Below are 20,172 nucleotides of genomic sequence, written 5' to 3'. Positions count from 1 at the left end.
GGATAACAAGGTGGACAGAAGGGGTTTTCAGGCAGGTCTACGCGCGTTAATCTGCGGCGAAGCCAGCGCCGAAGCTGTAAGGCACCATCGTCCGGCGCTCGGCGACCCCGGGGAAGTGCAGGCACACCCCCACGCCGCCCGGCACGCACTCTCGCCGCACCGGCCGGAGGCCCTGGTAGCTCCGCTACGAGGACCTCCGTCCAGACGCCGAGAGCACGCACCGAACGACGCGGAGGCGCACCCGCACTTCCCCGGCCCCGCCAGTACGACTAGGAGCACCCTCACATGCGCCGGATTTCCCGGATCACGGTCGCAGGCGCAGCGACCGCCTCTCTGGCCCTCGCGCTCTCCGCCTGCGGCGGCACCTCGACCGAGAGCGGCTCGTCCGACTCCAAGGGCGACAAGGGCCTGGCCATCGCTTACGACGTCGGCGGCAAGGGCGACCAGTCCTTCAACGACGCGGCCTACGCGGGTCTGGAGCAGGCGAAGAAGGAGTTCGGCTACGAGACGCAGGACGTCGAGCCCACCGAGGGCGAGACCGACGCGGACAAGCAGCAGCGCCTGGAGTCGCTGGCCAAGCAGGGCTACAACCCGGTCGTGGGTGTCGGCTATGCCTACGCCACCGCCGTGAAGGCCGCCGCGGAGAAGTTCCCGGACACCACCTTCGGCATCGTCGACGACTCCACGATCGAGGCGAAGAACGTCGCCGACCTGGTCTTCTCCGAGGAGGAGGCCTCCTACCTGGCCGGCGTCGCCGCGGCCAAGAGCACCGAGTCGAACGTCGTCGGCTTCGTGGGCGGTGTGGACATCCCGCTGATCCACAAGTTCCAGGCGGGCTTCGAGCAGGGCGTCAAGGACACCAACCCCAAGGCGACGGTCCTCTCCCAGTACCTCACCCAGACCGCGGACGAGGGCGGCTTCTCCAGCCCCGACAAGGGCAAGACGGCCGCCGAGGGCCAGATCGAGAAGAAGGCGGACGTCGTCTACGCGGCCGCCGGTCTCTCCGGCCAGGGCGTCATCGAGGCCGCCGCCGCCAACAAGGTGTGGGCCATCGGTGTCGACTCCGACCAGTACAAGCAGGAAGCCCTCGCCAAGTACAAGGACGCGATCCTCACTTCGGCGATGAAGGACGTCGCCAAGGCGGTGTACAACCTGGCGAAGTCGGTCGAGGACGGCACCCCCGAGACCGGTATCGTTCGTGGCGATCTGAAGACCGGTGAGGTGAGTCTGGCGGACTCCAACCCGAAGTTCGCGGACGATGCCGAGCTTCAGGAAGCCATCGAGACGGCCAAGAAGAAGATCATCAACGGCGGGATCAAGGTCAAGAGCAGCTGAGAACCAACACCCTGAGCAGCGTGTAACCGCGGGGTTACGTCCGCTCAACGGGGTACGGGGAGACTTGACCCCCGTACCCCGTTGTCAGCGATGCGTCACCCCTTTGTATGCCGTAGGGGCGCTACGCGCGTAGACGGCCCCCGTCCCCAGGAGAGTGCGCCATCAACGCGTCCAGCAGCCCTCCGGCCGGCGCGGCGGTCAACGGTCAGGTGACCGCCGTCGAGCTCGCCGGGATCACGAAGCGATTCCCGGGCGTCGTGGCCAACCACGACATCCACCTCACGGTCCGCAAGGGCACCGTCCACGCCCTCGTCGGCGAGAACGGCGCCGGCAAGTCGACCCTGATGAAGATCCTCTACGGCATGCAGAAGCCGGACGAGGGCACCATCGCGGTCGGCGGCAAGCAGGTCACCTTCTCGTCCCCGGCCGACGCCATCGCCCTCGGTATCGGCATGGTCCACCAGCACTTCATGCTCGCCGACAACCTCACGGTCCTGGAGAACGTGGTCCTCGGCAGCGAGAAGCTCTACGGCATCGGTGGCAAGGCCCGCCGCAAGATCAAGGAGCTCTCCGAGCGCTACGGCCTCGAGGTGGAGCCCGACCGTCTTATGGAGGAGCTCGGCGTCGCCGCCCGCCAGCGGGTGGAGATCCTCAAGGTCCTCTACCGCGGCGCCACCACGCTGATCCTCGACGAGCCCACGGCCGTCCTGGTGCCGCAGGAGGTGGACGCCCTCTTCGACAACCTTCGCGAGCTCAAGGCCGAGGGCCTCTCCGTCATCTTCATCTCCCACAAGCTGGGCGAAGTGCTCTCCGTAGCCGACGAGATCACCGTCATCCGCCGCGGCACCACCGTCGGCACGGCCGTCCCCTCCGAGACGACCCCGCGTCAGCTCGCCGAGATGATGGTCGGCAGCGAGCTGCCCACCCCGGAGACCGCCGAGTCCACGGTCACCGACCGCCCGGTCATCACCGTCGACAAGCTGCGCCTTGAGGCGCCCGGCGGCAAGGCCCTGCTGGACGACATCAGCTTCACCATCCACGCGGGCGAGGTCCTGGGCATCGCCGGCGTCGAGGGCAACGGCCAGACCGAACTGGTCGACGCCCTCATCGGCCTGAAGGGCGCCGACTCCGGCACCATCACGCTGGCCGAGGAGGAGATCACCGCCTGGCCCACCCGCAAGCGCCGCGAGCAGGGCATCGGCTACATCCCCGAGGACCGCCACCGCCATGGCCTGCTCCTGGAGGCCCCCCTCTGGGAGAACCGCATCCTCGGCCATGTCACCGAGAAGCCCCTCGCCAAGGGCGTATGGCTGGACCCGAAGGCCGCGCAGGAGGACACGCGCCGCATCGTCGAGGCGTACGACGTCCGCACCCCCGGCATCGACGTCACCGCCGCCTCGCTGTCCGGCGGCAACCAGCAGAAGCTGATCGTCGGCCGCGAGATGAGCCACACGCCGCGCTTCCTGATCGCCGCCCACCCCACCCGCGGTGTGGACGTCGGCGCGCAGGCCGCGATCTGGGACCACATCCGTGAGGCCCGCCGCGAGGGCCTGGCCGTGCTGCTGATCTCCGCCGACCTCGACGAGCTCATCGGCCTGTCCGACACGCTCCGGGTGATCTACAACGGCAAGCTGGTCGCGGACGCCGACCCGGCCACCATCACCCCGGATGAGCTCGGCTCGGCGATGACCGGTGCCGTGACCGGCCACCTGGAGCACGAAGAAACCCCCGAGTCCGGCGAAGACGAGGCCCGCTGATGAAGAAGTTCGACAAGGAGCGCGTGCTCCTCGCAGTGGCCGGGCCGGTCATCACGCTCGCCGTGGCCTTCGTGCTCAGCGCGATCGTGCTGATCGCCTCGGGCAAGAGCCCGGTCGAGCCGTACACCCTGATGTTCGAGCAGGCCTCGTTCTCCGACATCCAGGTCCTGATCATCAACCAGGCCTCGATGTACTACATCGCGGCCCTCGCGGTGGCCATCGGCTTCCGGATGAACCTGTTCAACATCGGCGTCGACGGCCAGTACCAGCTCGCCGCCATGATGGCCGCCATCGTCGGCGCCCACGCCGACCTGCCGGCCGCCATCCAGGTCCCGCTGCTGCTGCTGACCGCGATCTGCACCGGTGCCTTCTGGTCCGGTATCGCCGGTGTCCTGAAGGTCACCCGGGGCGTCAGCGAGGTCGTCGCGACGATCATGCTCAACGCGATCGCGACCTCCGTCATCGCCTACCTGTGGCTGCCCGACGTCTTCGGTGTGAAGGTCGGCAACAACAACACCACCGGCGAGATGCACGAGTCCGGCTGGATCCCCGGTATCGACATGGGCGACGCCGGCGAGATCTACGGCCTGGTCATCCTCGCCGTGCTGCTCGGCATCGGCTACTGGATCGTCCTCAACCGCACCCGCTTCGGCTTCGACCTGCGCGCCTCCGGCGCCTCGGAGTCCGCCGCCGCGGCCAGCGGTGTCGACCCCAAGCGCATGGTGCTCACCGCCATGCTGATCTCCGGCGGTATCGCCGGCCTCGCGGGTCTGCCGATCCTGCTCGGCGACACCCACACCTACAGCCTGAACTTCCCCACCGGCATCGGCTTCCTCGGCATCGGCATCGCGCTGCTCGGCCGTAACAGCCCGGTCGGCATCGCGTTCGCCGCCCTGCTGTGGGCCTGGCTCGACAAGGCCTCGCCCGAGCTGGACTTCTACGACTACGACAAGGAGATCGCGGTCATCATGCAGGGCCTGATCGTGCTCTCGGTCGTCGTCTCCTACGAGGCCGTCCGCGAGTGGGGCCTGCGCCGCCAGCAGCGCCGGGTCGGCGCGGAACTCGCCGCCGGCCACGTGCTCGGCGCCGACAACAACACGAAGGAGGTGGCCGGCCGATGACCACCCCAACCTCAGCGGTCGACGTCAACCAGCCCACGCTGCAGCCCGCGGCACCGACGGGCCGCCGCCTGTCGTGGCCGGTCCTGCTGCTGGTCATCGCCGGAGCCCTGGCGCTGACCTCGATCGTCCGCATCATCACCGGCGCCGACGGCATCACCAACGTCAGCCAGATGTCCACCGCGCTCCAGCTCGCCGTGCCGATCGGCCTCGCCGGTCTCGGCGGTCTGTGGGCCGAGCGGGCGGGCGTCGTCAACATCGGCCTCGAAGGCATGATGATCCTCGGCACCTGGTTCGGTGCCTGGGCCGGCTTCCAGTGGGGCCCGTGGACCGGTGTCCTCGTCGGCGTCGCCGGTGGCGCGATCGGCGGCCTGCTGCACGCCTTCGTCACCGTCACCTTCAACGTCAACCACATCGTCTCCGGTGTGGCGATCAACATCCTCGCCCTCGGCGCCACCCGCTACCTCGCCCCCCTCGCCTTCGAGGGCCACCCGGGCGGCTCCGCCAAGCAGTCCCCGGCGATCGACTCGCTCGGCAACTTCACGGTGCCAGGGCTGTCGGACTGGCTGCGGGATCTGAACGACCAGGGCTGGTTCTTCATCTCGGACATCGCCGGTCTGCTCGGCGGTCTGGTCACCAATGTCTCCTGGCTGACCCTGATCGCGATCGCGCTGATCCCCGCCACCTGGTGGATCCTGTGGCGCACGGCCTTCGGTCTGCGGCTGCGCTCCTGCGGTGAGAACCCGGTCGCCGCCGAGTCCCTCGGTGTGAACGTCTACAAGTACAAGTACATCGCCGTGATCATCTCCGGCGGTCTGGCCGGTCTCGGCGGTGTCTTCCTCTCCATCGTGGCGAACCCCTTCTATCTGGAGGGCCAGGTCAGCGGCCGCGGTTACATCGGCCTCGCCGCGATGATCTTCGGTAACTGGATGCCGGGCGGACTCGCCATCGGCGCCGGTCTGTTCGGCTACACCGACAGCCTCAACCTGCGCGGCGGCTCGGAGAACGTCCACGCCCTGCTGCTGCTCGGCGCGCTGCTGCTGGTCATCGGCGCGATCTGGCTGGCGTTCCGGAAGAAGTACACCTCCTCCGCGGTGACCCTGCTCATCGGCGCCCTGGTGTTCACCTGGTACGCGGGCACCAACGAGGTCCCGAACCAGGTCGTCTCGGCCACGCCGTACGTCATCACGCTGATCGTTCTCGCCCTGTCGGCCCAGCGCCTGCGGATGCCGAAGGCGGACGGTCTGCCGTACCGGAAGGGCCAGGGCAAGTGACGACGGGCGACTTCGACTGGGACGCCCTGCGGGAGGTGGCGCGCGAGGCGATGAGCCACGCGTACGCCCCCTACTCGGGCTACCCGGTCGGCGTCGCGGCCCTGGTCGACGACGGTCGCACGGTCTCCGGCTGCAATGTGGAGAACGCCTCCTACGGCCTCGGCCTGTGCGCCGAGTGCGGTCTTGTCTCGGAGCTGCAGCGCACGGGGGGCGGCCGGCTCACGCACTTCACCTGCGTGGACGGCAGGGGCGAGATCCTCGTCCCGTGCGGCCGGTGCCGGCAGCTGCTGTACGAGTTCGGCGGCCCCGGCCTGCTGCTGGAGACACCGGCGGGCATCCTCCCGCTCTCCGAGATGCTGCCGCAGGCCTTCGGCCCGGACCATCTCACCAAGTAACTCCCGTGCGGCCCCTCTGAGTTGATCGGAGGGGCCGTGCACTTCCTGGAACTTTCGGAAGGAACGGCATGGACGCCATCTCCGTCATCCGCACCAAGCGGGACCGCGGTGAGCTCAGCGACGAGCAGATCGACTGGGTCATCGACGCGTACACCCGTGGGGAGGTCGCCGACGAGCAGATGTCCGCGCTCGCCATGGCGATCCTGCTCAACGGAATGAACCGGCGTGAGATCGCCCGCTGGACGGCCGCGATGATCGCCTCCGGCGAGCGCATGGACTTCTCCTCGCTGTCCCGTCCGACCGCCGACAAGCACTCCACGGGCGGCGTCGGTGACAAGATCACGCTGCCGCTGGCGCCCCTGGTGGCGGCGTGCGGCGCGGCGGTGCCCCAGCTCTCGGGCCGGGGCCTCGGTCACACGGGCGGCACGCTGGACAAGCTGGAGTCGATTTCCGGCTGGCGGGCGCTGCTCTCGAACGAGGAGATGCTGTCGGTCCTCGACACCACCGGCGCGGTGATCTGCGCGGCGGGCGACGGCCTGGCCCCTGCCGACAAGAAGCTGTACGCGCTGCGGGATGTCACGGGCACCGTCGAGGCGATCCCGCTGATCGCGTCGTCGATCATGTCGAAGAAGATCGCGGAGGGTACGGGCTCGCTGGTCCTGGACGTGAAGGTGGGCACCGGCGCCTTCATGAAGACCATCGAGGACGCGCGTGAGCTGGCGTCGACCATGGTGGGCCTGGGCACCGACCACGGCGTGAAGACGGTCGCCCTCCTGACGGACATGTCGACCCCGCTGGGCCTGACGGCCGGCAACGCCCTCGAGGTCCGCGAGTCGGTGGAGGTTCTGGCGGGCGGCGGCCCGTCGGACGTCGTCGAGCTGACGATCGCCCTGGCCCGCGAAATGCTGGACGCCGCGGGCGTTCGCGATGCCGACCCGGCGAAGGCCCTGGCCGACGGCTCGGCGATGGACGTCTGGCGCCGGATGATCGCGGCGCAGGGCGGCGACCCGGACGCGGAGCTGCCGGTGGCACGTGAGCGGCATGTGGTGAAGGCGCCGTCCTCCGGCGTCCTGACCCGCCTCGACGCCTACGACATCGGCGTCGCCGCCTGGCGCCTCGGCGCGGGCCGCGCCCGCAAGGAGGACCCGGTGCAGGCGGGCGCGGGCGTGGAGATGCACGCCAAGCCCGGCGACACGGTGACCGCGGGCCAGCCCCTGCTGACCCTGCACACCGACACCCCGGAGCGCTTCGCGTACGCGCTTCAGGCGATGGAGGGCTCGTACGACATCGCGGCGGCGGGGACGGACTTCACGGCGTCGCCCGTCGTGCTGGAGCGTATTGCCTGACGCCCCTGTCCCCTCTGTCCCCCCTGTCCCCTCTGTCCCCTCTGTCCCCTCTGTCCAGGGGTTCCTTTCGCGTGAACGGGATCGGCGGACCGTCGCCGGTCCCGTTCGGCATGCCGGGACGTGATCCTCGGCGGGCCCGCGATGAGTTCCGGGTGTCCGCCCGGTCTACCGATCGTGGACGCCATGACACCCGCTGTACTCGTGCCGGCAGGACCCGTCACCAAGGACCAGGTGACAGGGTTGTGCGACGACGTGCGCGCGCTGCTGGAGGGGTCCGGTCCCGGGGTCGTGGTGTGCGATGTGGCAGGCCTCGGGCCACCGGGTCTCGGCGCCGTCGATCTGCTCGCGCGGCTCCAGCTCGCCGCCCGCCGCCGCGGCGGCCGGATACGCCTGCGCGACCCCGATCCCGCCCTACTCGCCCTTCTCGATCTCGTCGGCCTCCGCTTCGAGGTGGAGGGGCAGCCCGAACAGCGGGAACCAGCGCTTGGTGTCGAGGAAGCAGTGGAACCCGGTGATCCGGCCGTCTGAGATCTCCAGCACCTGCACCGCCCACGGGGTGTAGCCGCCGTTCTCCTCGTCCGGCTTGTAGTGGGCGAAGCCGGGCAGGCCGTTGGCCTGGACGGGCAGGAGACGGGAGTTGGCGCAGGAGGCGCCCAGGGTGGTCATGAAGCCGGTGATGTCCGACGGGCCCGTCAGCCACAGGTCGAACGGCGGCATCGTCATGATGGCGTCCTCGTGCAGCAATGCCGTCAGCGCGGTCATGTCGTAGCCCTCGAAGGCCGCGACATAGCGGTCCAGGAGCTTTTGCTGCTCCTCGTCCAGCGGGTCCGCCACGGACGCGTCGGCGCCCTGCTGCTCCCGTTCGGCCAGTGTGGCGCGGGCCCGCTGGAGGGCGCTGTTGACCGAGGCGACCGAGGTGCCGAGCAGTTCGGCGACCTCGCTCGCCTTCCAGGCCAGCACCTCGCGCAGGATCAGTACCGCCCGCTGCTTGGGCGGCAGTTGCTGGAGCGCGGCCATGAAGGCCAGCCGCACGGACTCCTTGGCGACGGCGGCCTCGGCCGGGTCCTGGACCGTCGGCAGCACACGGGCGTCGGGCATGGGTTCCAGCCAGGTGTGATCGGGGCGGGGGGAGAGGGCGGCCTGGGCGAGCGGCGTGGAGTCGGTCAGGTCCATCGGGCGGGCGCGCTTGTTGCCCGCGCTCAGCATGTCCAGGCAGACATTGGTCGCGATGCGGTACAGCCAGGAGCGGACGCTGGAGCGGCCCTCGAACTTGTCGTAGCTGCGCCAGGCCCGGACGAGGGTGTCCTGCACCGCGTCCTCCGCCTCGAAGGACGAGCCGAGCATCCGGTAGCAGTACCCGGTCAGTTCGACCCGGTGCCGCTCCAGTGTGGCGTCGAGGTCCGTCGTAGTCGCCGTGTTGCTCATCGTCCACCCACCCCTGTGGCCGTTCCTGTGTCGCACGCCTCATTGCGTCCAGCACTTCGGAAGCTACCGCAGCCCACTGACAATGGCGTGCGGAGTGGGAAAAGGTGCAGGTGAGAAGGGTTCGCCCGCGCCGCCCCTACCGGTCCCTCCCCAGAGGGGGATCCCCAGAAGGGGCTGCCGCCCCTTCGACCCCGCCCCAGGGGGCTCTGCCCCCTGGACCTCCGCTCCTCAAACGCCGGAGGGGCTGATTCAGCCCGTCCGGCGTTTGAGGACGAGGCCCCTTCAGGGCCGAAGCGCGGCGGGGGCGAGGAAAATCCGTGCGCCGCTCAGTGCAGCGCCACCGGCGTCCGTCGTGCCGCCACCCGGGCCGCTCGCGAGCCGAACACCGTGATCGTGACCACGCCGGCCACAGCCAGCACGCCGACGCCCACCGTCCCCGCCCAGCCGCCCGCGTGGAACGCGATCGCGCCGACCGTGCTGCCCGCGCTGGAGCCGATGTAGTACGCCGACTGGTACAGCGCGGACGCCTGTGCGCGGCCGTGGGTCGCCGCCTTGCTGACCGCCGACGAGGCGACCGCGTGGCCCGCGAAGAAGCCGCCCGTGATCAGCACCAGGCCCAGCAGGACCAGCGGCAACGAGTCGGCCAGGGACAGCAGCAGGCCCGCCGCCGTCGTGCCGCCCGCCGCGTACAGCGCGCCCCGGCGGCCGAGGCGGCCCACCAGACGGCCCGCCGTCGACGCCGACACCGTGCCCACCAGGTAGACCAGGAAGATCGAGCCGACGATGCCCTGCGGCAGCCCGAACGGCGCCTCCGTCAGGCGGTAGCCGATCACGGTGTACACCCCGCCGAACACCGTCATGAACAGCGCGCCGATCGCGTAGAGGCGGCGGAGCAGGGGGTCCGAGAGGTGGTCGCGGACCGTACGGGCCAGGACCCGCGGCTTCAGCGAGCCCGCCACGAAGTGCTTCGGCGCCGGCAGCAGCAGCCGGAACGCCACCGCGCAGGCCACCGCCAGCGCGCCGATCACCCCGACCGCCACCCGCCAGCCCCACTCCTGTGCGACCCAGCCGGTGATCACCCGGCCGCTCATGCCGCCCACGCTGTTGCCCGCGACGAACAGACCGATCGCCGTGATCAGCGCCTTCGGGCGGACCTCCTCCGCGAGATACGCCGTAGCCGACGCCGGCAGACCCGCCAGCGCCGCCCCCTGCACCGCCCGCAGCACGACCAGCCAGGTCAGCGAGGGAGCGAAGGGGACCAGCAGGCCGATCGTCACCGCGACCGCCAGCGAGCCCGTCATGACCGTACGACGCCCGAAGCGCTCCGACAGCGCGCTCATCGGAAGGACGAACAGCGCCAGACCGCCGGTCGCCGCCGCCACCGTCCAGCTCGCCTCGCTCGCCGCCACCCCGAACTCGCCGGAGATCAGCGGCAGCAGGGCCTGGGTGGAGTACAGGAGGGCGAAGGTCGCCACACCGGCGAGGAAGAGGGCGAAGCTCATCCGGCGGTAGCCGGGGCCGCCCGGGGCCATACGGGAGTCGGAGGCAGGGACGGACGAGGCGGCGCCCACGATGGTGGACGCCCCGGTACTGGCGGGAGACATGCTTCGAACCTAAAGAGCCCCGGCTCATCCGTCCAATGCATGGAATCGCCATAATCGTTCCCATGGAGCATCAGCAGAGGTCACAGCCGCGACTGTCACCGTCCAGTGACACAGAAGACATGACGGAGATGTCGAGGTTGCTGGCCCCGCGGCTCGCCTACTTCGCCGGAGTCGCCCGCACCGAGCACGTCACGCGCGCCGCGCAGGAGATGCAGGTCCCCCAGTCGACCCTCTCGCGCGCCATGGTCCGCCTCGAACAGGACCTGGGCGTCGACCTGTTCGCCCGCCGCGGCCGCACCGTCTCGCTCACTCCGGCCGGCCGCACCTTCCTCGCCTCCGTCGAACGCGCCCTCGCCGAGGTCGAGCGCGCCGCCGACGAGGTCCGCGCGGACGCCGACCTCGCCACCGGCAAGGTCGCCTTCGGCTTTCTGCACACCATGGGCTGGGAGACGGTCCCCGGCCTCATCAGGGCCTTCCGTGCCGACCACCCGCGCGTGCGCTTCAGCCTGGTGCAGAACTACGGCGAGGCGATGATCGAACGACTGCGCGCGGGCGAGCTGGACCTGTGCCTGACGTCCCCCGTCCCGGACGCCCCGGACCTGGTCGCCCGCCGCCTGGACGAACAGAAGCTACGCCTGGTGGTCCCCGCCGACCACCGCCTCTCCGCCCGCCGGCGCATCCGCCTGGCCGAGGCCGCCGACGAAACCTTCGTCACCCTGGAACCCGGCTACGGTCTGCGCCGTATCACCGACGACCTGTGCCGGGAGGCCGGCTTCAAGCCGCGTATCGCCTTCGAGGGGGAGGAGGCGGAGACGCTGAGGGGCCTTGTCGCGGCGGGTCTCGGGGTCGCGCTCCTCCCGCCGCCCGCGGTGCCCCGCCCGGGGGTCGTGGAGCTGACGGTCACGGCCCCGCGCGCGGTGCGCGAGATCGGCGTGGCATGGCTGGACGGCCACCCGGACACTCCGCCGGTGGCGGCCTTCAAGAAGTTCCTGCTGTCGAAGCGGGGCAACCTGCTCCCCACCTGACCCTTGCTACCGCCGCCGCCCGAAGCCGGAGGCGAGCGGCATCCGCAGACCCAACGGGGGCGGAGCCGCGAACGCGTCCTCCAACGGCCGGGCGAACGCCCGCCCGAACAGCACCCCCATCACGAAGTCCTCGGCCAGCGCGTGCACTTCGTCCCGGTGCTGATGCAACCCGTGCCCGTCGGAGTGCACTTCGAAGCGGCACACATGCCGGTTCGACTTCTTCGCCCGGGCGGCCAGCCGGAAGGACAGCTCGGGGTCGGTCCGCTGGTCGTTCGTACCGTGCACGATCAGCACGTGCCGCCCGGCGAGCTGTTTCACCGGTTCGGGTGGTGCGGCGACATCGTCCTCCGGCAGCCAAGGGGCTATGGCCAGCACGGAGTTGACGGCTTCGTGCCCGCCCGCCCGCAGCGCGGCCCGCCCGCCCATGTCGAGCCCGGCGAGGCACACCGGCACATCGCCGTAGCGTCGTACGGCTTCCTCCACGGCCCAGTCGGCGTCCCGCGCCAGGTTCGCCTCGGCGCCGTTCCAGCCGCGGGTGCGGTAGTGCACGGCGTGCGCGGCCAGACCCTCGTCCCGCGCCGCGCGAGTGAGGCGGCGCCCCAGGGCGCGGACCGAGGCCGCCGCCAACATCGGGGAGGGGCGCCGATGTGATGTCTCGTCACCTCCGGGGAGCAGCAGCACCACCCCGCTCACCGTCGTCGGTTCCGGGCCGAGCGCTCTCCCCAGCCGGGCCGTGCGAACCGGCGTCGCTTGCTGTGCCATGACAGAACAGTGTCAGAAGCGTGGGTGTACGCCACCCGTCGGTGGGGTCACCATTACGTATCGACGAAAACGTCCAACAGGCGCTCTACGCGCGTAGGAGTTAGAGTGCGGAAATGACGAGCCAGACCATCGCGAACACCCCGACGCCGGAGCAGATCCGCCGGGCGCCCAAGGTTCTGCTGCACGACCATCTCGACGGCGGCCTGCGCCCCGGGACCATCGTCGAACTCGCCCGCGACAGCGGGTACTCCCAGCTCCCCGAGACCGATCCGGACAGGCTCGGCGTCTGGTTCCGCGAGTCCGCCGACTCCGGCTCGCTGGAGCGGTATCTGGAGACCTTCTCCCACACCGTCGGCGTGATGCAGACCCGGGACGCCCTGGTGCGGGTCGCGCGCGAGTGCGCCGAGGACCTCGCCGAGGACGGTGTCGTCTACGCCGAGGTGCGGTACGCGCCCGAGCAGCACCTCGAAGGCGGGCTCAGCCTCGAAGAGGTCGTCGAAGCCGTCAACGAGGGCTTCCGGGAAGGCGAGCGGATCGCCCGGGAGAGCGGCCGCCGGATCCGCGTCGGCGCCCTGCTCACCGCCATGCGGCACGCCGCCCGGGCCCTGGAGATCGCCGAACTCGCCAACCGCTACCGCGACCTGGGCGTCGTCGGCTTCGACATCGCCGGTGCCGAGGCCGGCTACCCGCCCACCCGGCACCTCGACGCCTTCGAGTACCTGAAGCGCGAGAACAACCACTTCACCATCCACGCCGGTGAGGCCTTCGGGCTGCCGTCCATCTGGCAGGCCCTGCAGTGGTGCGGCGCCGACCGGCTCGGGCACGGCGTGCGCATCATCGACGACATCGAGGTCAAGGACGACGGCACCGTCCACCTCGGCCGGCTCGCCTCCTACGTGCGCGACAAGCGCATCCCGCTGGAGATGTGCCCCAGCTCCAACCTCCAGACCGGCGCCGCCACCTCCTACGCCGAGCACCCGATCGGGCTGCTGCGCCGGCTGCACTTCCGCACGACCGTGAACACAGACAACCGGCTCATGTCGCACACCAGCATGAGCCAGGAATTCGAGCACCTTGTCGACGCATTCGGTTACACGCTCGACGACATGCAGTGGTTCTCCGTCAATGCGATGAAATCAGCGTTCATTCCTTTCGATGAACGACTGGCGATGATCAATGACGTCGTCAAGCCCGGTTACGCCGAGCTGAAATCCGAGTGGCTGTTCCAGCAAACCGCCTCCACCAGCGGTTCTACGGCCGAAGAAGGCTGAGCGGCGAGATTTCGGGACGCGAAATGCGGGCGGGTGTTCACAATCCGTCCGCATTTCGATGTTTGCGGCGGGCGCCTCGTCATGTTTACGGTCGTGGACCGCTCACATCCCCGTCATCCCATTTCGAGGACGCATTCAATGAAGCAGTCTGCTGCCAAGACCATCGGTGTCGCCGCCCTCGGTGCCGCCTTCGCCGCCGCCGGCGCGGGCGCCGCGAACGCTGCACCGGCCCTGCCGGACGCCGGTTCGGCGCTGGACACGGTGACCCGGACGCTCCCCGCGGAGAACGTCTCCAAGGCGCTGCCCGGTGCCGGTGAGGCCCTGGGCCAGGGGCAGACCGCGGTCGGTACGAGCATGACCGCCGCCCAGCCGCTGGCCGAGAAGCTGCTCGCCGACGGCCCGACCAAGCCGGTCGCGGGGCTCCTCGGCGGTCTGCCGGTCGGCAAGGTCCTGCCCGGCGGCAGCGGAACCGGTGTGAACGGCCTGCCGCTCGGCTGAGCCTCCCGAACGCGCCGATGGGGCGCACCCCTTGGACACAGGGTGCGCCCCATCGGCGTATGCAGATCAGCCGGTCACCAGGCGGTGCGCGCCTTGTCCTCCGAGGGCAGGAAGATCCACAGCGCTATGTAGAGCAGGAACTGCGGGCCCGGCAGCAGACAGGACAGCAGGAAGATCACGCGCATCGTGGTCGCGGAGGTGCCGAAGCGTCGCGCCAGCGCGGCGCACACTCCGCCGATCATGCGGCCGTTGGTGGGTCGGGCGAGGCGGGACATTGCGGCTCCTTCATGAGCGTCGGTCGGAGGCGGCCCCCCTTGGCTGCCTCATCTGACTGCAACGCTACGCAGACGAAGGGTGCAAAGCGTCGCTCTACGGTGCGATCCCGACCCTGGGAATCGTCGGGGTCCTACCCTGAGGCGACTCCTCCTTCAGGGTCGTCGTCGTGCGCTGGGCGCGCTCGGTCCTGCGGCGGAGCCAGTGGCGGGCCGCCGGCACCACCGCGGTGTGCGCGAGGGCCACGCCCGTCGCGTTCAGCAGCACGGAGTCGACATCCACGACCTGGCCCGGCACGCCGGTCTGCAGCAGTTCGATGCCGAGCGAGATCAGGACGCCCGCGGCGACCGTACGGACCAGCGACGCCAGCGGGGACACGGCGACCCTGCCGTGCACCGCGGGCAGCAGTACGCCGAGCGGTGCGAGCAGGGCGAGGCCCTCGGTGATCCGCCGCAGTCCTTCCTGCCAGCCCAGTGCGAGGTCGGATTCGATACCGGCCAGCGGGCGCAGATTGGGGGGCATCACCCAGGGGACGTCCAGGGGACGCAGCGTGAGCCAGGCGACGAACGCGAGGTGGGCGGCCAGGAGGCCGCCGGCTGTCACTCGGATGCGGATTCCGGCGTTGCCGTTGCCGCGGGAGCCATGACGCTGCACGCTGGCCTAGACGACGTCTTCGGTGCGGTTGGTTCCGGTGGCCCTTGATGGGTCGTGATTTGGGCGGGCCGGTGGGGGCTTGTCGCGCAGTTCCCCGCGCCCCCAAACACTCTGCGTTCCCCCGCCGCTTCTCTAGACCCGGACTTCGCGGGTCTAGAGGGGTGCCGACGGTGGTGGTTCCGTCGTTGGTCTTGCTCTTACGTCGTCCGTGCACTCATACCTGAGCAGTGGGTCCTTGCCGGGGCCGCCCAGGATCACCGAGCCGTCGCCCTCCGCCGCTTCCGAGTCGGAGAAGGTGCAGACGATCTGGGCCAGGGCCACCGGGGCCAGGGCGTCGGGTGGGGTGCTCAGGCGGAGGGTGTCGTCCGGGTCGTCCCCTCGGGGGCCCGTGACGGACAGATCGCCGCGCACCTCCGTCGTGTAGCCGGCCTCCAGTTCGGCCGCCGACGGGGTCGACTCCAGTTCGTCCAGCAGGCCCTGGGCCACCAGGACGCGCCGCTGGGAGTCCGCGGCGCCCTCCGGGACCCGTACCGTCCGGTCGACGGCCACCAGCGACGAGCGGCACAGCAGGAACACCTGGGCCGGCAGGCCGCGCGAGGCCTGGGTCGAGACGTCCGGTTCGGCGAGGGAGCAGTGCACCCGTGAGGGCGCGGGGCCGAAGTCGGTCGGCACCTCGGTGGCCCGGATACCGCACCCGGCGAGCAGCCCGGCGAGCAGCGGGAGCGCCAGCAGACGGCGTACGGTCATCACGCCTCGCCCTTCTCGGCAGCGCCCTTGTTCTCCTCGGCCTCCTCGGTCAGCGCCGAGGCGTCCCTGGGCAGGTACAGCGTGAACACCGCGCCGCCTTCGGGGGAGTTGGCGGCGGTGATCTCGCCGCCGTGGATGTGGGCGTTCTCCAGGGCGATGGAGAGGCCCAGGCCGCTGCCCTCGGAACGGGGGCGTGAGGCGCTCGCCTTGTAGAAGCGGTCGAACACGTGCGGGAGGACGTCCTCGGGGATGCCGGGGCCGTGGTCCCGTACCGCGATGACCACCTGCGCACCCTCCCCGCCCTCGGCGTCCGACGCGCGCACCGACACCCGCACCGGGGAGCCGCCGTGCTTGAGCGCGTTGCCGATGAGGTTGGCCATGATGACGTCCAGGCGGCGCGGGTCGAGCTGGGCGTGGATACCGCGCTCGGCGTCCAGGTCGACCGCGTCCAGCCAGGCGCGGGCGTCGATGCAGGCGGTGATCTGGTCGGCGACATCGACGTCGTCCAGCACCAGACGGGCGGTGCCCGCGTCGAAGCGGGTGACCTCCATGAGGTTCTCCACGAGGTCGTTCAGCCGCCGGGTCTCGCTGACCACCAGCCGGACGGCGGGCTCGATCATCGGGTCCATCGAACCCGTCTCCGCCTCCAGTTCCTCCTCCAGCACCTCGGTCACCGCGGTGATCGCGGTGAGCGGGGTCCGCAGCTCATGGCTCATGTCGGCGACGAACCGTCGTGACGCGTCGTCCCGCGCGGCCATGTCCGCGAGCCGTTTCTCCAGGGCCTCGGCGGCGTTGTTGAACGTCCGTGACAGATCGGCCAGTTCATCGGTCCCGGACACCCTGAGCCGGGTGTCCAGCTTGCCCTCGCCGAGCCGCCGGGCGGCGACTCCCAGGCGGTGCACGGGCTTCAGTACGGTCGTGGCGGCGGCCTGGGCGAGCAGCGCGGAGCCGATCAGGGCCAGGCCCGTGGCGATCCCCAGCGACCAGGCGAGGGAGTTGAGGTCCTTGGCCTCCGGCTCAAGGGACTTGAGCATGTAGCCGGTCGGCCCGCCGCCGATCACCTTCGTACCGGCGACCAGATAGGGGGTGTCGTCCTCCACGATCCGCTGCCAGTACAGGTGGTACGCGTACTTGTTGGCGGAGTTGACCTCCTGCTCCTCGTTCACCGCCTTGCGCAGCGACTCGGGCACGTCCTCCAGCGTGAAACCGCTCAGCCCGCCGGAACTGCCGGAGACGGTCTCGCCGTCGGCGTTCCCGGCGATGAGCAGCACGCTGAAGCGCTGGCTGCTGTTGGCCATCTGCCCCGCGGCGCGCTGGAGTTCGTCCTGCGTCGGCCGCTCGGGCAGCACCCCCGCCTCGCTCTGCATCACCTGCTGGAAGTCCCGCAGCACCGCGTCCTGGGTGCGGGTGAGCACGGCCTCGCGGTTGAGCCAGTACGCGATCCCGGACGCCGACACGGCGGCGGTCAGCGCCACCGCGCCGAACACGACGACCAGCCGCAGTCGAAGGCTGGTGAAACGCAGCCGTGACCAGACTCCCTTGCGCTCCGCGAACCAGCCGCGGAACCCCCCTTGCGCTGGTGTCACTGAGGCGCGTCCAGCCGGTATCCGACCCCGCGGACAGTACGGATCAGCGTCGGCGACGACGGCACGTCCTCGACCTTGGCGCGCAGCCGCTGCACACAGGCGTCCACCAGGCGTGAGTCACCGAGGTAGTCGTGCTCCCACACCAGCCGCAGCAACTGCTGCCGGGACAGCGCCTGTCCGGGCCGCCGGCTCAGCTCCAGCAGCAGCCTGAGCTCGGTCGGCGTGAGCTGGAGGTCCTCGCCGTTCTTCGTCACCGTCATCGCCGCACGGTCGATGACCAGGCTGCCGAAGCTCGCCGCGTCGTTGGACTCCCGCTCCCCGCGCCGCAGCACGGCCCGGATCCGGGCGTCGAGCACCCGCCCCTGCACGGGCTTGACGACATAGTCGTCGGCACCGGACTCCAGGCCCACCACCACGTCGATGTCGTCGCTGCGCGCGGTGAGCAGGATGATCGGCAGCTGGTCGGTGCGCCGGATACGACGGCACACCTCGAAACCGTCGATGCCGGGCAGCATGACATCCAGCACGATCAGGTCCGGCCGCTGCTCACGCAGCAGCTTCAGGCCGTCCTCACCGGTGGCAGCCGTGGCAACCCGGTGACCCTGGCGCGTAAGAGACAGCTCCAGGGCCGTGCGGATGGCGTCGTCGTCCTCGATCAGCAACAGGGAAGGCACGAGGCTCATTCTGGCCCATGGTGGGGTGGGGTTTCGACACCTGTACAGGTACGTGCCCGTACCGCTGCTCTCTGTGACCGTGCGGTGCGCGAGGTACGACGGGCCCTGTGACAGGTCTGTGACAGTCGGCGGACACGGCCATGAAGGTGCGAGGGCAAGCTTTTCGGCACAGGCAAGGAAGCAAGCCGAACACCGGAAGTCCACGACGGGGGGCGCGAGATGAACACGCTGCACAGCTCAAGCACCAGCGCAGTTGTCACGCGTCTGCACGACGTGAACGGGGGCCGGGGTCCGGAGAAGTCCGGTGCCGTGAGCGGGCGGGGGTGCGCTCGCGGCGCCGGGCGTCAGCACACCGCGTACATGACGGTGGTTGACGGTTTCACGGGGGAAGCACACGGGGGAAGCGCGTACAGGGAGAACACGGGGGAGCGTCGTTCGCTGTCGGAGGCGGAGTTCACCGCCTACGTCCAGGAGCGCCGCGCCTCCCTGTACGCAACCGCCTACCACCTCACCGGTGACCGCTTCGAGGCCGAGGACCTGCTGCAGAGCGCGCTGTTCTCGACGTACAAGGCATGGGACCGGATCAGTGACAAGGCCGCCGTCGGGGGTTACCTGCGGCGGACGATGACCAATCTGCACATCAGCGCGTGGCGCCGCCGCAAGCTGAACGAGTACCCGACCGAGGAGCTGCCGGAGACGCCCGGCGACACGGACGCGATGCGCGGCACCGAGCTGCGCGCGGTCCTGTGGCAGGCGCTGGCCCGGCTGCCCGAACTCCAGCGGACGATGCTGGTCCTGCGGTACTACGAGGGCCGCACCGACCCGGAGATCGCGGACATCCTCGACATCAGTGTCGGCACGGTGAAGTCCAGCATCTGGCGGTCGCTCCGCCGGCTGCGCGAGGACGAGGTCCTCAGCTTCGGCCGTGACGAGGTGGACGCCTTCGGCGAACTGGTCGCCTGAAGGCCGGGGGGAGCAAGTAACGGGGGAGCGGTAACCGGGGGGACACGGGGGAGAGCTCCACGGGGGAGCAACGGGGGAGCACCAAAGGGAAGCGGGACTGGAGGGCCGGGGGGTCCGTCCAGTCCCGCTTTCTTGCGCGCCCGCGTGCCTACGCCGGCGTCCTCGCCTGTACGTGCCGTCCCGCGGCCGCGTTCGCCAGCCGGCCCATCGCCTCGTCGCGGTCGCAGGCGTACGCGCCCAGCGCGGCCTGGCGGGCCACGATCGACCGCTCGGCCCGCATCAGACGCCAGCCGCGGCGCAGCAGGAAGGGCACGGACTTACGGCCCTCCCGCAGATCCCTGAGGAAGCGGCGGCGGAACGTCCTCACCGGGCCGCGGCTCAGACACAGCGCGTCGGCCAGCACGCCCAGTTCCCGGCAGCGGGTGACGATCTCCGCGGCGAAGATGCCCTCCGCGATGAACAGCGGGGTCCGTCCGATGCCGACGGGCTCCTCGCCGGTGCGGGCGCTGAGCGAGAGGTCGTAGAGCGGGACGGTCGTACGGCCGGTGCGGCACAGTTGCTCGATCGCCGCCACCGCCTTGTCGGCGTCCCAGGACTCGGGGTGGTCCCAGTCGATGTCGGAACTCCCGAGGACCAGCGGCAGCGTCGGGTCGTGGCCCTCCTTGTAGAAGTCGTCGAGGCGCAGCACCGGAAGGCCGGAGCGGGCCGCGAGAAGGGACTTGCCGGAGCCGGAAGGGCCGCAGAGCAGCACGACTCGCGTCGGTATGGACGGATGGGAGCTCACGGAAGACCAATATGACGCATTCACCTGCTGTTCATCGACTCCGCGGGTCGGCTTTGAAGCGCGCGTCACACCTCAACTACCCTTCGTGTCGACCTGATTACCCAGTGCGTCAGAAGGTGGCAGAACCGATGGCCGGACAAGCGTCCTTCCCCCACCCCACCGCCCAGCGTGCCCTGGTCGCCCTCGCGACCGCCGGTGCCGCCCTGGGCGCCGCCGCGTCGACGGCAGCCGCGGACGCCGAGCCGGTCCTCGACAACGTGATCCGCACCCGCCCCACCTCGCTCGGCAAGGTCGACCCGCAGGCCGGGCTGCAGGGCCTCACCAGCACCCTCGGCTATGTCACGGGACCGGTCGCCGGCCTCAAGCCCAACCCCCTCGCGGGCACCGGCGTCGACCCCCTCGACAACGGCGTCGGCACCCAGCTCGCCGACTTCCAGCCGCTGACCTCGCAGATGCTGACGGGGCCGGTGGCGCAGGCCCAGTCCATCGGCAGCATCCCGGTGGTCGGCCAGGCCGCGGGGCTCCTCGGCAGCGGCTGAGCACCGCAGAGAGCCGCGCTTCCCCCGGACGGAGGGGAGGCGCGGCTCTCTGGCTCTGGGGCGGCTCTAGGGGGTGTTTTGAAAGTCCCGCACAGCACCCACGGCGCCCGGCACGCACCCTCGCCGCACCGGCCAAAGACCC

Annotated in this window: 21 protein-coding genes; 12 read left to right on the top strand and 9 right to left on the bottom strand. The window is 70.3% G+C overall.

Annotation, left to right across the window (positions count from 1 at the left end; translation table 11 throughout):
- Positions 1-285: 285 nt before the first annotated feature.
- The 7 genes from RMT89_RS29890 to RMT89_RS29860 all read left to right on the top strand — a co-directional run bounded on the left by RMT89_RS29890 (position 286) and on the right by RMT89_RS29860 (position 7,753).
- Positions 286-1,335 carry a BMP family ABC transporter substrate-binding protein gene (locus RMT89_RS29890; RefSeq protein WP_315886895.1) on the top strand — a complete coding sequence of 350 codons (1,050 nt, stop codon included), beginning with the start codon at positions 286-288 and terminating at the stop codon, positions 1,333-1,335.
- Positions 1,336-1,544: 209 nt separating this feature from the next.
- Positions 1,545-3,092, top strand: coding sequence for an ABC transporter ATP-binding protein (locus tag RMT89_RS29885; protein ID WP_315886894.1), 1,548 nt, complete (start codon positions 1,545-1,547; stop codon positions 3,090-3,092).
- On the top strand, positions 3,092-4,213 hold the full coding sequence (locus RMT89_RS29880; protein ID WP_315886893.1) for an ABC transporter permease: 1,122 nt from the start codon (positions 3,092-3,094) through the stop codon (positions 4,211-4,213). The genes RMT89_RS29885 and RMT89_RS29880 overlap by 1 nt, the downstream gene beginning before the upstream one ends.
- Positions 4,210-5,484 (top strand): ABC transporter permease, encoded by a 1,275-nt coding sequence (locus RMT89_RS29875; RefSeq protein ID WP_315886892.1) that lies wholly within the window; start codon positions 4,210-4,212, stop codon positions 5,482-5,484. The genes RMT89_RS29880 and RMT89_RS29875 overlap by 4 nt, the downstream gene beginning before the upstream one ends.
- The gene (locus RMT89_RS29870) at positions 5,481-5,879 is read left to right on the top strand and encodes a cytidine deaminase (RefSeq protein ID WP_315886891.1); all 399 of its coding nucleotides are present in this window, start codon (positions 5,481-5,483) and stop codon (positions 5,877-5,879) included. The genes RMT89_RS29875 and RMT89_RS29870 overlap by 4 nt, the downstream gene beginning before the upstream one ends.
- 68 nt (positions 5,880-5,947) lie before the next feature.
- Positions 5,948-7,225 (top strand): thymidine phosphorylase, encoded by a 1,278-nt coding sequence (locus RMT89_RS29865; protein ID WP_315886890.1) that lies wholly within the window; start codon positions 5,948-5,950, stop codon positions 7,223-7,225.
- 141 nt (positions 7,226-7,366) lie between these two features.
- Entirely contained in the window at positions 7,367-7,753 is a 387-nt protein-coding gene (locus tag RMT89_RS29860) for an STAS domain-containing protein (protein ID WP_315886889.1), read from the top strand.
- Here the strand turns inward: RMT89_RS29860 and RMT89_RS29855 are convergent.
- On the bottom strand, positions 7,637-8,650 hold the full coding sequence (locus RMT89_RS29855; protein ID WP_315886888.1) for a sigma-70 family RNA polymerase sigma factor: 1,014 nt from the start codon (positions 8,648-8,650) through the stop codon (positions 7,637-7,639). The two genes, RMT89_RS29860 and RMT89_RS29855, sit on opposite strands and share 117 nt — an antisense overlap.
- Before the next feature lie 326 nt (positions 8,651-8,976).
- Positions 8,977-10,254, bottom strand: a complete 1,278-nt coding sequence (locus RMT89_RS29850; protein WP_315886887.1) for an MFS transporter — start codon at positions 10,252-10,254, stop codon at positions 8,977-8,979.
- Positions 10,255-10,316: 62 nt separating this feature from the next.
- Here RMT89_RS29850 and RMT89_RS29845 point away from each other — a divergent pair, with 62 nt between their 5' ends.
- Positions 10,317-11,279 (top strand): LysR substrate-binding domain-containing protein, encoded by a 963-nt coding sequence (locus RMT89_RS29845; protein WP_315886886.1) that lies wholly within the window; start codon positions 10,317-10,319, stop codon positions 11,277-11,279.
- A 6-nt stretch (positions 11,280-11,285) separates the two neighbouring features.
- Here the strand turns inward: RMT89_RS29845 and RMT89_RS29840 are convergent, their stop codons facing one another.
- Positions 11,286-12,041 (bottom strand): prolyl oligopeptidase family serine peptidase, encoded by a 756-nt coding sequence (locus RMT89_RS29840; RefSeq protein ID WP_315886885.1) that lies wholly within the window; start codon positions 12,039-12,041, stop codon positions 11,286-11,288.
- A 113-nt stretch (positions 12,042-12,154) separates the two neighbouring features.
- Between RMT89_RS29840 and RMT89_RS29835 the strand changes: the two genes are divergently transcribed.
- Positions 12,155-13,312 (top strand): adenosine deaminase, encoded by a 1,158-nt coding sequence (locus RMT89_RS29835; protein WP_315886884.1) that lies wholly within the window; start codon positions 12,155-12,157, stop codon positions 13,310-13,312.
- Positions 13,313-13,450: 138 nt separating this feature from the next.
- Positions 13,451-13,810, top strand: coding sequence for an ATP-binding protein (locus tag RMT89_RS29830; RefSeq protein WP_315886883.1), 360 nt, complete (start codon positions 13,451-13,453; stop codon positions 13,808-13,810).
- A gap of 74 nt (positions 13,811-13,884) precedes the next feature.
- Here the strand turns inward: RMT89_RS29830 and RMT89_RS29825 are convergent, their stop codons facing one another.
- The 5 genes from RMT89_RS29825 to afsQ1 all read right to left on the bottom strand — a co-directional run bounded on the left by RMT89_RS29825 (position 13,885) and on the right by afsQ1 (position 17,744).
- Positions 13,885-14,085, bottom strand: a complete 201-nt coding sequence (locus tag RMT89_RS29825; RefSeq protein WP_315886882.1) for a PspC domain-containing protein — start codon at positions 14,083-14,085, stop codon at positions 13,885-13,887.
- Positions 14,086-14,179: 94 nt separating this feature from the next.
- Positions 14,180-14,737, bottom strand: coding sequence for a VanZ family protein (locus RMT89_RS29820; protein WP_315886881.1), 558 nt, complete (start codon positions 14,735-14,737; stop codon positions 14,180-14,182).
- 153 nt (positions 14,738-14,890) lie between these two features.
- A complete protein-coding gene (locus RMT89_RS29815) occupies positions 14,891-15,484 on the bottom strand; it encodes a hypothetical protein (protein WP_315886880.1) in 594 nt (197 codons plus the stop codon).
- Entirely contained in the window at positions 15,484-17,070 is a 1,587-nt protein-coding gene (locus tag RMT89_RS29810; RefSeq protein WP_315886879.1) for an ATP-binding protein, read from the bottom strand. The genes RMT89_RS29815 and RMT89_RS29810 overlap by 1 nt, the downstream gene beginning before the upstream one ends.
- Positions 17,067-17,744, bottom strand: a complete 678-nt coding sequence (afsQ1, locus tag RMT89_RS29805; RefSeq protein ID WP_062722075.1) for a two-component system response regulator AfsQ1 — start codon at positions 17,742-17,744, stop codon at positions 17,067-17,069. Before afsQ1 ends, RMT89_RS29810 begins: the two co-directional genes overlap by 4 nt.
- Positions 17,745-17,963: 219 nt before the next feature.
- Here afsQ1 and RMT89_RS29800 point away from each other — a divergent pair, with 219 nt between their 5' ends.
- Positions 17,964-18,707, top strand: a complete 744-nt coding sequence (locus RMT89_RS29800) for a SigE family RNA polymerase sigma factor (RefSeq protein ID WP_315886878.1) — start codon at positions 17,964-17,966, stop codon at positions 18,705-18,707.
- A 148-nt stretch (positions 18,708-18,855) separates the two neighbouring features.
- Here the strand turns inward: RMT89_RS29800 and RMT89_RS29795 are convergent, their stop codons facing one another.
- Positions 18,856-19,560, bottom strand: a complete 705-nt coding sequence (locus RMT89_RS29795; RefSeq protein WP_315886877.1) for a uridine kinase — start codon at positions 19,558-19,560, stop codon at positions 18,856-18,858.
- 59 nt (positions 19,561-19,619) lie between these two features.
- On the opposite strand from RMT89_RS29795, the gene RMT89_RS29790 reads away from it, so the two are divergent.
- Complete coding sequence (locus tag RMT89_RS29790; RefSeq protein ID WP_315886876.1) at positions 19,620-20,030, top strand: hypothetical protein; 411 nt, start codon at positions 19,620-19,622, stop codon at positions 20,028-20,030.
- Positions 20,031-20,172: the final 142 nt, after the last annotated feature.

It is taken from the genome of Streptomyces sp. P17 (assembly GCF_032436805.1).
Taxonomy (GTDB): domain Bacteria; phylum Actinomycetota; class Actinomycetes; order Streptomycetales; family Streptomycetaceae; genus Streptomyces.
The sequence above is the reverse complement of the archived record's forward strand: the minus strand, read 5'-3'. Positions and strand labels throughout refer to the sequence as shown.